Origin of the sequence: Dyella agri (assembly GCF_044904705.1) — a bacterium.
GTDB lineage: Bacteria > Pseudomonadota > Gammaproteobacteria > Xanthomonadales > Rhodanobacteraceae > Rhodanobacter_A > Rhodanobacter_A agri.
On record NZ_JADIKL010000004.1, the window covers coordinates 115,213 to 129,302 of the forward strand.

Here is a 14,090-nt window from a genome sequence, read left to right on the forward strand (position 1 = left end):
AGTTACGATTCTGTAATATGCTGCGGTTACATTCGTCGTGATGTCCCGGGCTGGTCGCTGCACCGCGTACCCGGAGGGCATCAAGTTATTCCATTGAAATCAGTCTATTAGAACGGTAAGAGGGGTGGCCCCTCTATGCTGGTCCCGTGTTTTTCTTGCGAATCTCTTAGGGGTCGAATCTCGATGAACATCCGTTTGCACAACAAACTTTTGCCGGTAGCCATTGCCGCGCTGCTGGCCGCTTCGCCCGTGCTGGCCCAGGACACCTCCTCCTCGATCAGCGGCCGCGTGCTCGACGCCAGCGGCCAGCCGGTCACCGGCGCCACCGTGCAGATCGTGCACGAGCCGACAGGCACCACCAAGATCACCACCACCGACACCAACGGCCGCTACGCCGCGCAGGGTTTGCGCGTGGGTGGTCCGTTCGACGTCACCGTGTCCAAGGCCGGTATGGCCCAGATCGAGCAGAAGAACGTCTACCTGCAGCTGGCGCAGGACACCGCGGTCAACCTGACCATGGGGGCGGAGCAGGCCAAACAGGCGAAGGACCTCGGCGCTGTTACCGTGTCAGCTACCGCGTTGATGCAGACCTTCACGCCGGACAACAAGGGCATCTCCACCAACGTCTCGCAGCGCGAGCTGGAAGCCGTTCCCGCGCCGGACCGCTCGATCCAGAACATCGTGCGCATGGATCCCCGCGTGGTGATCACCGACCGCGAGCGCGGCGAGATCTCCGCGGTGGGCCAGAACAGCCGCTACAACAACATCACCGTCGACTCGGTGAGCGCGAACGATCCGTTCGGCCTCAACGCAAACGGCCTGCCCACGCTGGGCACGCCGATCTCGATGGACACCATTGCCGAATACAACATCTCCACCGCGAACTACGACGTGGCGAACCGCCGCGGCCTGGGTGCCGCGGTGAACGCGGTGACCAAGAGCGGCACCAACGATTTCCACGGTTCGGTGTACTACGTATTCCAGAACGACAAGATGATCGGCGACAACCAGAAGGGAGCCAGCTACAACGGCTTCTCGCGCCAGTGGACCGGCGGCGCCACGGTGGGTGGTCCGATCATCAAGGACAAGCTGTTCTTCTTCGCCTCGATGGAAAAGAGCACGCAGATCGGCGCCGGCAGCCCCTACGGCCCGGCGGACTCGGGTGCGGGCTCGCCGATCGCCGGCCTTACCACGGCACAGGTCGACCAGATCCGCCAGATCGCCGCGCAGAAGTACGGCATGACCGACATCGGCAACATCGGCGGCGGCAACTCCAACCTGCTGGACAAGCGCTACCTCGCCAAGATCGACTGGAACATCACCAACAACCACCGCGCCAGCTTCACCTTCAGCGAGACCAAGGAAACCAAGCCGATCATCACCGGCACTACCTCCAAGCTGGTGCTCTCCAGCGGCTGGTACACCTCGAAGACCGATAACAAGAGCTACGCGCTGCATTTCTACGACGACTGGTCGGACGTCTTCTCCACCGACACCACGTTCTCGTACGCCAACTTCAGCAAGAACAGTGCGCCGTACAACGGCGTGGACATGCCCGACATCACCATCTATCCGAATGTGTACGGCGGTCCCGCGGTGGAGTTCGGCACCAACTACTCCTACCAGGCCAACGTGCTGAAGGTGAAGACCTGGAACGCGGCCTGGGCCGGCACGCTGTTCCTGGGCGACCACACGGTGAAGGGCGGCATCGATTTCGAGCGCGACGAGTACTACAACCTGTTCGTGCAGAACCTGTTTGGCAGCTACACCTTCGAGGAGACCAAGGACAGCAAGGGCAACGTCATTGCCAATGGTCTGGCCAACTTCCTCGCCGGCAATTACTACCAGTACTACTACAACCGTCCGGCCAATGGGCTTTCGCTGGCCGACACCGCTGCCGCCTATAACCTCAATCAGTGGGGCGTGTTCCTGCAGGACACCTGGCAGGTCAACAACAATCTGTCGGTGCAGTACGGCGTGCGCGTGGACATTCCGTTGATGAGCGACCGGCCGATCTACAACCCGGCCTACGCGGCCGCGCCGGGCGTCGGCGTCCCGTCCAATCCGAACCAGTCCACGGGCGGTTTCGGCCGCAGCAATCAGGCCACGGTCAACGGCAACCGCGTAGTGCAGCCGCGCATGTCGTTCAACTACAGCTTCGACACCGAGCGCATGACCCAGCTGCGCGGTGGCGCGGGTCTGTTCGTGTCGAATCCGCCGGGCGTGTGGGTCGGCAACATCTTCTCCAACTCCGGCATGACCCAGGTGCAGTACAACTGCGGTCCGACCCAGAAGAGCTGCAACAGCAACCTGCCGCCGTTCAGCTCCGATCCGAATGCGCAGCACAACGGCAACGGAAATTCCGGCACCATGACGGTGAACACTCTCTCGCCGGGCTTCCGCATCCCCAGCGCATGGAAGTTCACCCTGGGTTTCGACAAGGAACTGCCGTGGTGGGGTTTGATCGCCACCGCGGACTACCAGCACATCAAGCAGCGTGATGCGATCTGGTTCCAGAACCTCAACCTCGGCGCGCCCACCGGTGTGTTGCCTGACGGCCGCCTGAGCTTCTATCGCTACCCGAATCTGGATCCGAAGGCGAAGAACCAGGTCGTGACCTACAACGCCAACCCGGCGTTCTCCAATGCGAACATCAACCTGGCCGACTCCAGCAAGGGCAAGGCCGACAGCCTGACCCTGGCGCTGAAGAAGCCGTTCGCGGACGGTTGGATGGCGATGGTCGGCCTTACCTGGGGCCGTTCCACCGAAGTGAACCCCGGCACCTCCAGCGTGGCGCTATCCAATTACCAGAAGAACTACCTCACCAACCCGGGCGAGAACGTGGCCAGCACGTCGAACTATTCGATTCCGTGGCGTGCAATCGCGTCGCTGACCTGGCAGCACCGCTTCTTCGGCGACTATGCCACCACGTTCAGCGCGTTCTACGACGGCCACTCGGCCTCACCGTACAGCTGGACCTTCGGCAACGACGCCAACGGCGACGGCGTGGTCAACGATCTGGTGTTCATCCCGAAGCAGGGGCAGGTGGAATTCCGTTCCACCGGCAATGCCGCGCTCGACGCCCAGTTGCAGAAGGAATTCTTCGACTACATCCAGGGCAACGAGTACCTGCGCGACCACGCCGGCAACATCGCCAAGCGCAATGGCGCCCGCGCCGGTTGGATCAACCAGCTAGACCTGAGCTTCAGCCAGGAGATTCCCGGCATCTTCAAGGGCAACAAGGGCGTGGTGCGGCTGGACATCTACAACTTCGGCAACATGCTCAACAAGAATTGGGGCGTGGAGAAGCGCGTGCCGTTCCCGGGCGGTCGTGCGCTGGCCGACTTCTACGGTGTGGATCAGGCCACCGGCAAGTACATCTACGACATCAGCTGCGGTGGTGCGAAGAGCTGCACCAACTACATCCAGAACGGCCATTACAGCCCACAGCCGATCCCGGTCTACATCAATAACAACGACGACCTGATGCAGCGCTGGTCGGTGCAGCTGACCCTGCGCTACAAATTCTGATCCGACCGGATCGGTGCTGTTTCATCCGGCCGGCGCCCGAAAGGGCGCCGGCTTTTTTCGTCTTGACGGCACCGCGGCCGAGGCAGGAAGCTTCCGGGTCGCCGCATCCGCGCGGGCGTGTGTCCGCGGGACAGTGGCATGGAGACACTGATGAATGATTCAGGTGCCGGCGTCGCCGGCAGCAACGCCACCGTGAGCGCGCGCATTTCGCCGGCCGGTGGACTGGACATCCTTTCCCGCCACGAGGTGGCGCGCCTGCGCGGCGCCAGCGACTCGGGCCTGCGCGGCCTGCTGCGCCGCTGCGCGCTGGCGGTGCTGACCTCGGGCACGATCAGCGACGACCCGCGGGCGATCCTCGAGCAATACCCCGACTTCGACATCCAGGTGCTGCAGCAGGACCGCGGCATCAAGATCGAGCTGACCAAGGCGCCGTCGCAGGCCTTCGTGGACGGCCAGATCATTCGCGGCATCAATGAGCTGCTGGTGGCGGTGGTGCGCGACATCGTCTACGTGTCCACCCAGCTGGAGCAGATCGGCAGCGACCTCGAACCCTCGGATGCGCTGACCCAGGCCGTGTTCGAGATCCTGCGCAATGCGCGCATCCTCAAGCCGCATATCGACCCGAACCTGGTGGTGTGCTGGGGCGGCCACTCGATCTCGCGCGAGGAGTACGACTACACCAAGGCGGTGGGCTACCAGCTTGGCCTGCGCGGGCTGGACATCTGCACCGGTTGCGGCCCGGGCGCGATGAAGGGGCCGATGAAGGGTGCGACCATCGCGCACGCCAAGCAGCGGCGCCGCCAGAACCGCTACATCGGGGTCACCGAGCCGGGCATCATCGCGGCGGAATCGCCGAATCCGATCGTCAACCACCTCGTCATCATGCCGGACATCGAGAAGCGCCTCGAGGCCTTCGTGCGCATCGGCCACGGCATCATCGTATTCCCCGGCGGCGTGGGCACGGCGGAAGAAATCCTCTACCTGCTCGGCATCCTTCTGCATCCGGACAACGCGGGCATTCCGTTCCCGCTGATCCTCACCGGGCCGAAGCAGTCGGCCGCGTATTTCGAGCAGATCGACCGCTTCCTGCGACTGGCGCTGGGCGACGCAGTGGCGCAGCACTACCAGATCATCGTGGACGATCCCACCGCGGTGGCGAAGGCGATGGCCAAGGGCATCGACAAGGTGCGCAACAATCGCCTGGACACCAAGGATGCGTTCTTCTTCAACTGGGCGCTGCGCATCCCGCTGGAATTCCAGACCCCGTTCCGGCCTACCCACGAGGCGATGCGAGGCCTGCAGATTCGCCATGGCCGGCCGCTGCACGAACTGGCAGCGGACCTGCGGCGCGCGTTTTCCGGCATCGTGGCCGGCAACGTGAAGGAGGAGGGCGTGCAGGCGATCGAGCAGAATGGCCCGTTCGACATCGACGGCGACCGCGACATCATGCAGGCGCTGGACCGGTTGCTGCAGGCCTTCGTGGAGCAGCACCGCATGAAGCTGCCTGGTGGCGCGGCCTACGTGCCGTGCTATCGCGTGATCACCGCCTGAAAGGCGGCGCCGGATGCGAACCTGCGGCTTGACAGCCCGGCGCCCAATCTACAAACTACGCTGCTCCCGCCCGAATAGCTCAGCTGGTTAGAGCACTTGACTGTTAATCAGGGGGTCGCTGGTTCGAGTCCAGCTTCGGGCGCCAGACAAATGAAAAGGCCGGCAGCGATGCCGGCCTTTTTATTTCTGTGTTCCCGCGTAACGCTCATTCATTGCGCTGCGGCGCAGCTGGCGGCCTGCCTGGCGCTGGCCGTGGCGCCGCGGATGCGGCCGGAATTGGAGACCACTACCACCAGGGCCTGGTCCGGCTGGCCGCGGCGGCAGAAGCGCAAGGTGTTGGGTGTGCCACGGGCGCTGCCATCGGTCTGGAAGCGCACGAGCCTGCGCCCGTTGTCGCCGAGTATGGTGATGCCGGCGTAGCCGGGCGTGATACGCAAGACGCGCGCGTGGGGTGGGCCTTTGCGGGCCGGCTCGTGGCTTATCAGCCAGCCGGATTCCCAGCGCGTTTCGCTGCTGCACTGCGCGCCGTCGCGGCTGGGGCAGAGTAGGGTGGGCTTGCCGCTGAATACGGCCGTGCCGCGGGCGTGCTGCAGGGCGGCGATGAATTCCGCCTGCGCCAATTTCACCTGGTTGCGCCGGAACAGCTCCGCCAGCGACGGCACGGCGATGGCGGTCAGTACACCGATGATCGCCAGCACCACGATCTGCTCGATCAGGGTGACGCCAGCTTGCCCTTCACGCAGACGGCAAGCCTGTCGCATTGCCATGATGCACTCCTGCACGGGCGGGAAGGCCATGCTAGAAAGCGCAGTCCGTGCAGCCAGCCGGCCGCGACATGGCCGCGTCGTCGGCTACTGCTGACAGGTCCTGTCAGCAGTGGCGATTTAATATGCAGGTATCCGCCCGCATATCGTCCGCCATGACCGAGCAATTCGAACTCGTCGCGCCCTACCAGCCCTCCGGCGACCAGCCCGAGGCGATCCGCCGCCTCAGCGAGGGTTTCGAAGCCGGCCTGGCTTCGCAGACCCTGCTCGGCGTCACCGGTTCGGGCAAGACCTACACCATTGCCAACGTGATCCAGCAGGTGCAGCGGCCGACCATCGTGATGGCGCCGAACAAGACCCTGGCGGCGCAGCTGTACGGCGAGTTCCGCGAGTTCTTTCCGAACAACGCGGTGGAGTACTTCGTCAGTTACTACGACTACTACCAGCCCGAGGCCTACGTAGCTGCATCGGACACCTACATCGAGAAAGACGCCTCGATCAACGAACACATCGAGCAGATGCGGCTGGCGGCGACCAAGGCGCTGCTGTCGCGGCGCGACGCGATCATCGTGGCCACGGTGTCGGCGATCTACGGCCTGGGCAACCCTGAGGACTATCTGTCGCTGCGGCTGATCCTGGCCAAGGGCGAGCGCATCGAGCAGCGCCAGCTGATCCGCCAGCTCACCGAGCTGCAGTACACCCGCAACGAGACCGAACTGCGCCGCGGCACCTACCGCGTGCGCGGCGAGGTCATCGATGTGTTCCCCGCCGAGTCGGAAACCGAGGCCTTGCGCATCGAACTGTTCGACGGCGAGGTCGAAAGCCTCTCGCTGTTCGACCCGCTCACCGGCGAGACCATCCGCAAGCTGCCGCGCTACACGGTCTACCCGCGCACGCATTACGCCTCGACCCGCGAGAGCGTGCTCAACGCGATCGACACCATCAAGGACGAGCTGAAGGAGCGGCTGGAGGTGCTGTACCGCGACAACAAGCTGGTCGAGGCGCAGCGGCTGGACCAGCGCACCCGCTACGACGTGGAGATGATGGCCGAGGTGGGCTACTGCCAGGGCATCGAGAACTACTCGCGCCACCTCACCCGGCGCGCGCCCGGCGAGCCGCCGCCCACGCTGTTCGATTACCTGCCGGCCGACGGCCTGCTGGTGGTGGACGAATCGCATGTCACCGTGCCGCAGCTAGGCGCCATGTACAAAGGCGATCGCTCGCGCAAGGAAACCCTGGTGGAGTTCGGCTTCCGCCTGCCGTCGGCGCTGGACAACCGCCCGCTGCGCTTCGAGGAATGGGAAGAGCGCGTGCCGCGCGCCATCTATGTTTCCGCCACGCCGCGCGACTACGAGCTGCAGAAGTCCGGCGACGCCGTGACCGAGCTGGTGGTGCGCCCGACCGGCCTGGTCGATCCCGAGGTGGAGGTGCGCCCCGTGCGCACCCAGGTCGACGATCTGCTGGGCGAGGCGAACAAGCGCATCGCCATGGGCGATCGCGTGCTGGTCACCACGCTGACCAAGCGCATGGCCGAAAACCTCACCGAGTACCTGTCCGAGCACGGCGTGAAAGTGCGCTACCTGCATTCGGACATCGAGACGGTGGAGCGCAGCGAGATCATCCGAGACCTGCGCCTGGGCGAGTTCGACGTGCTGGTGGGCATCAACCTGCTGCGCGAGGGCCTCGACATGCCCGAGGTATCGCTGGTGGCTGTGCTCGACGCCGACAAGGAAGGCTTCCTGCGCTCCACGGGCTCGCTGATCCAGACCATCGGCCGCGCCGCCCGCAACGTGCGCGGCAAGGCCATCCTCTACGCCGACGAGGTCACCCGCTCGATGCAGGCGGCGATGGACGAGACCGGCCGCCGCCGCGAGAGGCAGCTGGCCTACAACGAGGTCAACGGCATCACCCCGAAGACGGTGCAGCGTCGCATCGCCGACATCATGGAAGGCGCGCGCAGCGAAGCGCCGGCACGCGGGCGCGGCAAGGGCCGGCAACGCGCCGTAGCCGAGACGGCGGCCAGCTACGAGGCGATGGATCCGGCCAAGGCCTCCGCCACGATCAAGAAACTGGAAGCGCAGATGTACAAGCACGCCCAGAACCTGGAGTTCGAGGACGCGGCGAAGCTGCGCGACCAGATCCACAAGCTGCGCGAGCAGGTTCTGCGCTGACCGGGCTCCGGTCAGCCGAGCTTGTGGACGGCCCGGGAGTCGCCTATACTGCGCGGCTCGCGCGGCCTGCTGCCACGCGAATCGGGCGGTTAGCTCAGCGGTAGAGCACTACCTTGACATGGTAGGGGTCACAAGTTCGATCCTTGTACCGCCCACCACCTTCAAATCAGCAACGGCGCGGCTTTCGGGCTTTGCGCCGTTTCTGTTTTAGGGCCAACTGCGCCCCCTCCCCGCATTGAATCCTCGCTCGATGGGATGTCAACCCAATCTGCTGGAAAATGGGCGACGCTGAAGTGGACTTCGCAGCCTCGATCCAGACGGCGTCAACGTGACTCAAATCATCCCAGCCGTCGGACTTGACGCGCTCACTGCTTAGAGCATTCTCAACATGTTGGTCGCGTCGTCGAACCCAGAGGGGGACGGCTCAGCGTTGATCTTTGGGTGAGCCCAGGCAGGCATCTGAGTCGACCGTCTGCGTTATAAGCTGATGCCCACGGCCACTTGCCATCGCAACCGTCGTCTGCCAAGAATAGGAAACGCACGAGAACTGCTGCAAGCTAGAGCAGTCGACCTCATCATGGAGCGAACTGTGGCGCAATCCGTAGAAGCATTGTTTGACCCGAATTCGTACCCCATCGAGATGATCACGGGACGCGACATAGGTGCCGGATACATGAGGGGATGCGGCCTGGAGTTTTGGGGGCTCTATCCGCGACTGGAAAGTGACCCCATATTTGCCAAAGCACTCGCAGCGGCGTGGGCCAGAGGGTCGCTTCTGCATCCCCATAAGCTCGCGAACCTCTATCTTATGGTGCGCTATGGGATGAAGGATGATCGCAGCAATATCTTCGAGTTCGGCAGCTACATGGGAGGTTCTGCCGTCTTCATGGGATCGATCCTGAAGGCGCTTGGCCGAAAGGGTGCCGTCTATGCCTTTGACACTTTCGAAGGCATGCCGGAAACGGACCCGATACGTGACCATCATCGAGCTGGTGACTTTGCCGATGCTGGCTATCAGGAGCTGCTGGGCTACATCGAAGAGCATGGGCTGGCGCCCTACGTGAAGCCAGTCAAGGGTTTGTTCGACCTGACGCTGCCGGCCATGTTGCCGACGATTGGGGACGTGGGGCTGATCCACATCGACTGCGACATCTACGAGCCAATCAAATACCTCGTCAACACGACGTTTCCTAAGCTGTCCACGGGGACATATGTCGTTTTTGACGATCCTCTGTTCAGCTCGTGCCTTGGGGCCTTTGACGCCGTGCAAGAGTCGGTCATTCGCGGTTTCGAGCTGACTGCCGAGCAGGTGTATCCACATTTGGTGTTCCGGTATCCCGCGCTGTAGTAGCGTAGGGCGCGCATGGAGCGTTGGAGTGTGTCGGGCGAAGAGATAGACCGACGCATGCGGGTGGCGCACGCATTCCGCGTCCTGCGGAACAGGTTGATCTAAATCCGCTGTACATGTGCCTCATGACCGGCGTGTTTCGTGGTGCCTGATCCTGTCGCAGCCGCACCCTGCGTACTGGAGCAGCTGTATGTGCTTTCCGCACCAGCCGCAGTTGAGTGGCACCATGTAGCAGCAGTCCATCTCGGTAACCTTTTCCGTGCCGAACGTCGGCGGCCCTCCGGGCACTTGGCCACCTCCAGCATCTCCATGGTGTCGCAGAGCCAAGGTGTCGGGGTGATACGGACGTGCATGCTAGAGAAAGTTCGTCGAATCCCGCCTCAAGGGTGTGACGGATTGACTCAGGCGCTCAGCGCAATACGGGGTTTCATGCGGGCGAGCATGAATTCCCGCGATCGCGTCAGGTCTCGATTTCGTTGATCTTCCACGACATTGACATGATGGGAAGCACAAGTTCGACCCTTGTACAGCCCACTACCTTCAAACCAACAACAGCAGGCTTTCGGCCTTTGCGCCGTTTCTGCTTTTGGGGCCGGCTGGCTCTGGACCGACCCCGCGTAGCCGGCAGGGGCTCGGCGCATAGCTCCCGGGTCGCCGATCCGGCGCTGTTCGCGCCGTAGCGATACACATCCCTTCACCTGCGGGCAACCGCGAAAGCGGAATCACTGATACCGGGAGTCTGGACCATGGACAACACTGATTCGGCGTTCTGTGCGATCTATCGCTGGCGGCTCCATCCGGGATCCGAGGCATCCTTCGTCCAGGCATGGTCGCGAGTCACGGAGTTGCTGTTGAACACGCGGGGATCGCTTGGATCGCGTTTGCACCGCGGCCCCGAGGGCATCTGGTACAGCTATACGCAGTGGCCATCGGCGGAGGCAAAGGCCGAAGGTCTCGCGCGTCCGTCTGTCGATCCGGAAGCTTGGCAGCAATTGCGGGCGGCCATTGCCGAAAGCTTGCCGGAATTGATCCTTGAGCCTGTGTCAGACTTTCTCGCGCCCCTTCCGCAAGGTGGTTGTTCAAGCAAATCGATGGGCTAAGTATTTTCAACCGGAGCGTTGCGATGGTCTATCTGTGGGTCAAGAGCTTCCATGTGCTGTTCGTGATCGCCTGGATGGCCACGGTGTTCTACCTGCCGCGCATCCTGGTGAATCTCGCCGAGGCCGGCGACGAGCCGGCGGTGAAGGCGCGGCTATTGCTGATGGGGCGGCGGTTGTACAAGTTCGGCCACAACATGTTCGGCATGGCCTTCCTGTTCGGCCTGACGCTCTGGCAGGGCTGGCGGTTGTTTCCGTCGAGACTGCCGAACGTGGCCGCGGGCATGCACTGGATCGACGCCAAGCTGACCCTGGTGGTCGTGCTGCTGGTCTATTTCGTGTGGGCAGGGCGGATGATCAGGCGTTGCGAGCAGGGCGGGGCGCTGCCATCGTCGAAGGCGCTACGCTGGCTCAACGAGCTGCCCGTGCCGCTGTTGCTGGGCGTGATCTTCCTGGTGCTGGCCAAACCGTTCTGACCGTCGGCCGGTTATCGCTTGAAATACCCGCGGTACCAGGCCACGAAGCGCGCCACGCCTTCCTCGATGGAGGTGTTCGGCGCATAGCCGACGTCGCGTCGCAGTGCCGACACGTCGGCCCAGGTATCGGCGACGTCGCCGGGTTGCATCGGCAGCAGGTTCTTTTCCACCGTGCGGCCCAGGTGCTGCTCCATCAGTTCGATGAAGCGCAACAGCTGCACCGGCTGGTCGTTGCCGATGTTGTAGACGCGCCAGGGCGCGTTCGACGTGCCGGGATTGGGCGCTTCCGCGCTGTACGCCGGATCGGGCGTGGCCGGGTGGTCTAGCGTGCGAATGACGCCTTCCACGATGTCGTCGACATAGGTGAAGTCGCGGCTGTGGTTGCCGAAGTTGAACACGTCGATGGCTTCGCCGCGGCTGATGCGGTCGGCGAACAGCATGGGCGACATGTCCGGCCGACCCCACGGTCCGTACACGGTGAAGAAGCGCAACCCGGTGGTGGGCAGGCCGTACAGGTGGCTGTAGCTGTGCGCCATCAGCTCGTTGGCCTTCTTGGTGGCGGCGTACAGACTGACCGGGTGGTCCACCGCGTCCTCCACCGCGAACGGCAGCTTGCGGTTGGCACCGTAGACCGAGCTGGACGAGGCATAGACCAGATGCTCGACCGCACCGTGGCGGCAGGCTTCGAGAATATTGCCGAAGCCAACCAGGTTGCTCTGCACGTAGGCCTGCGGGTTCTTCAGCGAATAACGCACGCCGGCCTGCGCGGCCAGGTTCGCCACGCGCTGTGGTTTGAAGCTGGCAAACGCCTCGTTCACCGCGCCGGCGTCGGCCAGGTCGGCCCGGCAATGGGTGTAGCCCGGGTGGCTGGCGAAGCGCGCGAGGCGGGCTTCCTTGAGCCGCGGGTCGTAATAGTCGTTGTGATTGTCGATGCCCAGCACTTCGTCGCCACGCGCCAGCAGGCGCTCGGCCAGGGCGGCGCCGATGAAGCCGGCGGTGCCGGTGACGAGGATGCGCATGGGAGGAGTCCTTGGAAAGGTCGCCGTATTCTATCGCCGACCGCCAATTGACAGCCCGCGATAGGCTAGACTAGCGTTTCCGCATCCGTTTCGAGAGACAAGGTGGCCCGCGCCAAAACGCCGGCCGAGCGTGCGACATGGCAACTACCCGCCACCACTGCTGACGACCGCCACGCCTTGTGCTCCACGAAGGCGCCTCGGCGCCTTTGTTGTTTCCAGAGAATGACCATGATCGAGATCACGCTACCCGACGGCAGCAAGCGCCCGTTCGACCATCCCGTGTCCGTGCAGGACGTGGCCGCCTCCATCGGCGCCGGTCTGGCCAAGGCCACCCTGGCCGGCAAGGTGGACGGTGCGCTGGTGGATGCCAGCTTCCCCATCGACCACGATGCCAGCCTCGAAATCGTCACCGAGAAGAGTCCGGAAGCGCTGGAGATCCTGCGCCACTCCACCGCGCACCTGATGGGCCAGGCGGTGCAGCGGCTGTTCCCCGGCGCGCAGGTTACCATCGGTCCGGTGATCGATAACGGCTTCTTCTACGACTTCGCCTACGAGCGCCCGTTCACGCCCGACGACTTGCCGAAGATCGAGGCGGAGATGCAGAAGATCGTCGCCGAGCAGTTGCCGGTGACGCGCAGCGTGAAGTCGCGCGACGAGGCGATTCGCTTCTTCCGCGGCCTGGGCGAGGAGTACAAGGCCGAGATCATCGAGTCGATCCCCTCCAACGAGCCGTTGTCGCTGTACTCACAGGGCGAGTTCACCGACTTGTGCCGCGGCCCGCACGTGCCCAACACCGGCAAGCTGCGCGCGTTCAAGCTGATGAAGGTGGCCGGCGCCTACTGGCGCGGCGACAGCAACAACGCGATGCTGACGCGCATCTACGGTACGGCGTGGTTGAACGACAAAGACCTCAAGGCCTATCTGCACCAGCTGGAAGAGGCCGAGAAGCGCGATCACCGCAAGATCGGCAAGGCGCTGGATCTGTTCCACCAGCAGGAAGAAGGCCCGGGCATGGTGTTCTGGCACCCGAAGGGCTGGGCGATCTGGCAGCAGGTCGAGCAGTACATGCGAGGCGTGTACCGCAAGAGCGGCTACCAGGAGGTGCGCTGCCCGCAGGTGCTCGACGTCTCGCTGTGGAAGAAGTCCGGCCACTGGGACAACTACGCCGAGAACATGTTCTTTACCGAGTCGGAGAAGCGCACCTATGCGCTGAAGCCGATGAACTGCCCCGGCCACGTGCAGATCTTCAACGCCGGCCTGCACAGCTACCGCGACCTGCCGATCCGCTACGGCGAGTTCGGCGGCTGCCACCGCAACGAGCCCTCTGGCGCGCTGCACGGCATCATGCGCGTGCGCGCGTTCACCCAGGACGACGGCCACATCTTCTGCACGCCCGAGCAGATCGAGCCGGAGGTCACCGCCTTCCACCAGCAGGCGATGCAGGTCTATACCGACTTCGGCTTCGACAACATCGCGCTGAAGATCGCCTTGCGCCCGGACAAGCGCATCGGTTCGGACGAGGTGTGGGACAAGGCCGAGGAGGCGCTGCGCGCCGCGCTGCGCGCGGCCGGCGTCGCCTGGGAAGAGCTGCCGGGCGAGGGGGCCTTCTATGGCCCCAAGATCGAGTACCACATGAAGGACTCGATCGGCCGCGCCTGGCAGGTCGGCACCATGCAGGTGGATTTCATGATGCCCGAGCGCTTGGGCGCCGAGTACGTGGACGAGCACAGCCAGCGCCGGCATCCGGTGATGCTGCACCGGGCCATCGTGGGCTCGATGGAGCGCTTCATCGGTATCCTGATCGAGCACCATGCCGGTCTGCTGCCGACCTGGCTGGCCCCGGTCCAGGCGATGGTGTTCAGCATCACGGATGCCCAGGCCGATTACGTCCGCGAGGTGACGCAAGCCCTTGTCGATAAAGGCTTCCGTGTAGAGGCGGATTTGCGCAACGAAAAAGTCGGCTATAAAATCCGCGAGCATACGTTGCAGAAAGTGCCCTACCTGCTTGTCGTCGGTGATCGCGAGAAGGAGTCCGGGGCGGTTTCCGTGCGTACCCGTTCGGGTGAGGATCTGGGCAGCATGCCGCTGGCCGACTTCGCCGGGCGTCTGGGGGCCGAGACGCGACGCTGATCG

At 63.7% G+C, this 14,090-nt stretch carries 9 protein-coding genes and 2 tRNA genes; 9 read left to right on the top strand and 2 right to left on the bottom strand.

Going from position 1 to position 14,090, the window contains the following annotated elements; genetic code table 11:
- Positions 1 to 183 precede the first annotated feature (183 nt).
- The 3 genes from ISP14_RS08280 to ISP14_RS08290 all read left to right on the top strand — a co-directional run bounded on the left by ISP14_RS08280 (position 184) and on the right by ISP14_RS08290 (position 5,227).
- Entirely contained in the window at positions 184 to 3,531 is a 3,348-nt protein-coding gene (locus ISP14_RS08280) for a TonB-dependent receptor (protein WP_404538022.1), read from the top strand.
- A 150-nt stretch (positions 3,532 to 3,681) separates the two neighbouring features.
- Positions 3,682 to 5,082: a nucleotide 5'-monophosphate nucleosidase PpnN gene (gene ppnN, locus ISP14_RS08285; RefSeq protein ID WP_404538024.1), complete on the top strand. Its 1,401-nt coding sequence runs from the start codon at positions 3,682 to 3,684 to the stop codon at positions 5,080 to 5,082.
- 68 nt (positions 5,083 to 5,150) lie between these two features.
- Positions 5,151 to 5,227: transfer RNA gene (locus ISP14_RS08290), tRNA-Asn, on the top strand.
- 64 nt (positions 5,228 to 5,291) lie between these two features.
- On the opposite strand, the gene ISP14_RS08295 is transcribed toward ISP14_RS08290, so the two are convergent.
- Positions 5,292 to 5,849, bottom strand: coding sequence for a GspH/FimT family pseudopilin (locus tag ISP14_RS08295; RefSeq protein WP_404538026.1), 558 nt, complete (start codon positions 5,847 to 5,849; stop codon positions 5,292 to 5,294).
- A 152-nt stretch (positions 5,850 to 6,001) separates the two neighbouring features.
- Here ISP14_RS08295 and uvrB point away from each other — a divergent pair, with 152 nt between their 5' ends.
- From uvrB to ISP14_RS08320, 5 genes are all read left to right on the top strand, one after another.
- A complete protein-coding gene (gene uvrB, locus ISP14_RS08300) occupies positions 6,002 to 8,017 on the top strand; it encodes an excinuclease ABC subunit UvrB (RefSeq protein WP_404538028.1) in 2,016 nt (671 codons plus the stop codon).
- Between the two features lie 83 nt (positions 8,018 to 8,100).
- Positions 8,101 to 8,175: transfer RNA gene (locus ISP14_RS08305), tRNA-Val, on the top strand.
- Positions 8,176 to 8,594: 419 nt separating this feature from the next.
- The gene (locus ISP14_RS08310; RefSeq protein ID WP_404538031.1) at positions 8,595 to 9,365 is read left to right on the top strand and encodes a TylF/MycF/NovP-related O-methyltransferase; all 771 of its coding nucleotides are present in this window, start codon (positions 8,595 to 8,597) and stop codon (positions 9,363 to 9,365) included.
- 746 nt (positions 9,366 to 10,111) lie between these two features.
- The gene (locus tag ISP14_RS08315; protein ID WP_404538034.1) at positions 10,112 to 10,465 is read left to right on the top strand and encodes an antibiotic biosynthesis monooxygenase family protein; all 354 of its coding nucleotides are present in this window, start codon (positions 10,112 to 10,114) and stop codon (positions 10,463 to 10,465) included.
- 23 nt (positions 10,466 to 10,488) lie between these two features.
- Entirely contained in the window at positions 10,489 to 10,938 is a 450-nt protein-coding gene (locus tag ISP14_RS08320; protein ID WP_404538036.1) for a CopD family protein, read from the top strand.
- A gap of 11 nt (positions 10,939 to 10,949) precedes the next feature.
- Here the strand turns inward: ISP14_RS08320 and ISP14_RS08325 are convergent, their stop codons facing one another.
- Positions 10,950 to 11,957, bottom strand: coding sequence for an NAD-dependent epimerase (locus ISP14_RS08325; protein ID WP_404538039.1), 1,008 nt, complete (start codon positions 11,955 to 11,957; stop codon positions 10,950 to 10,952).
- 228 nt (positions 11,958 to 12,185) lie between these two features.
- Here ISP14_RS08325 and thrS point away from each other — a divergent pair, with 228 nt between their 5' ends.
- Positions 12,186 to 14,087, top strand: a complete 1,902-nt coding sequence (thrS, locus tag ISP14_RS08330) for a threonine--tRNA ligase (protein WP_404538041.1) — start codon at positions 12,186 to 12,188, stop codon at positions 14,085 to 14,087.
- Positions 14,088 to 14,090: the final 3 nt, after the last annotated feature.

Excerpts from the sequence above, each read along its gene's own strand:
- ISP14_RS08280 (WP_404538022.1), top strand. The coding sequence starts at position 184 with ATGAACATCCGTTTGCACAACAAACTTTTGCCGGTAGCCATTGCCGCG.
- ppnN (WP_404538024.1), top strand. The coding sequence starts at position 3,682 with ATGAATGATTCAGGTGCCGGCGTCGCCGGCAGCAACGCCACCGTGAGC.
- ISP14_RS08295 (WP_404538026.1), bottom strand. The coding sequence starts at position 5,849 with ATGGCAATGCGACAGGCTTGCCGTCTGCGTGAAGGGCAAGCTGGCGTC.
- uvrB (WP_404538028.1), top strand. The coding sequence starts at position 6,002 with ATGACCGAGCAATTCGAACTCGTCGCGCCCTACCAGCCCTCCGGCGAC.
- ISP14_RS08310 (WP_404538031.1), top strand. The coding sequence starts at position 8,595 with ATGGAGCGAACTGTGGCGCAATCCGTAGAAGCATTGTTTGACCCGAAT.
- ISP14_RS08315 (WP_404538034.1), top strand. The coding sequence starts at position 10,112 with ATGGACAACACTGATTCGGCGTTCTGTGCGATCTATCGCTGGCGGCTC.
- ISP14_RS08320 (WP_404538036.1), top strand. The coding sequence starts at position 10,489 with ATGGTCTATCTGTGGGTCAAGAGCTTCCATGTGCTGTTCGTGATCGCC.
- ISP14_RS08325 (WP_404538039.1), bottom strand. The coding sequence starts at position 11,957 with ATGCGCATCCTCGTCACCGGCACCGCCGGCTTCATCGGCGCCGCCCTG.
- thrS (WP_404538041.1), top strand. The coding sequence starts at position 12,186 with ATGATCGAGATCACGCTACCCGACGGCAGCAAGCGCCCGTTCGACCAT.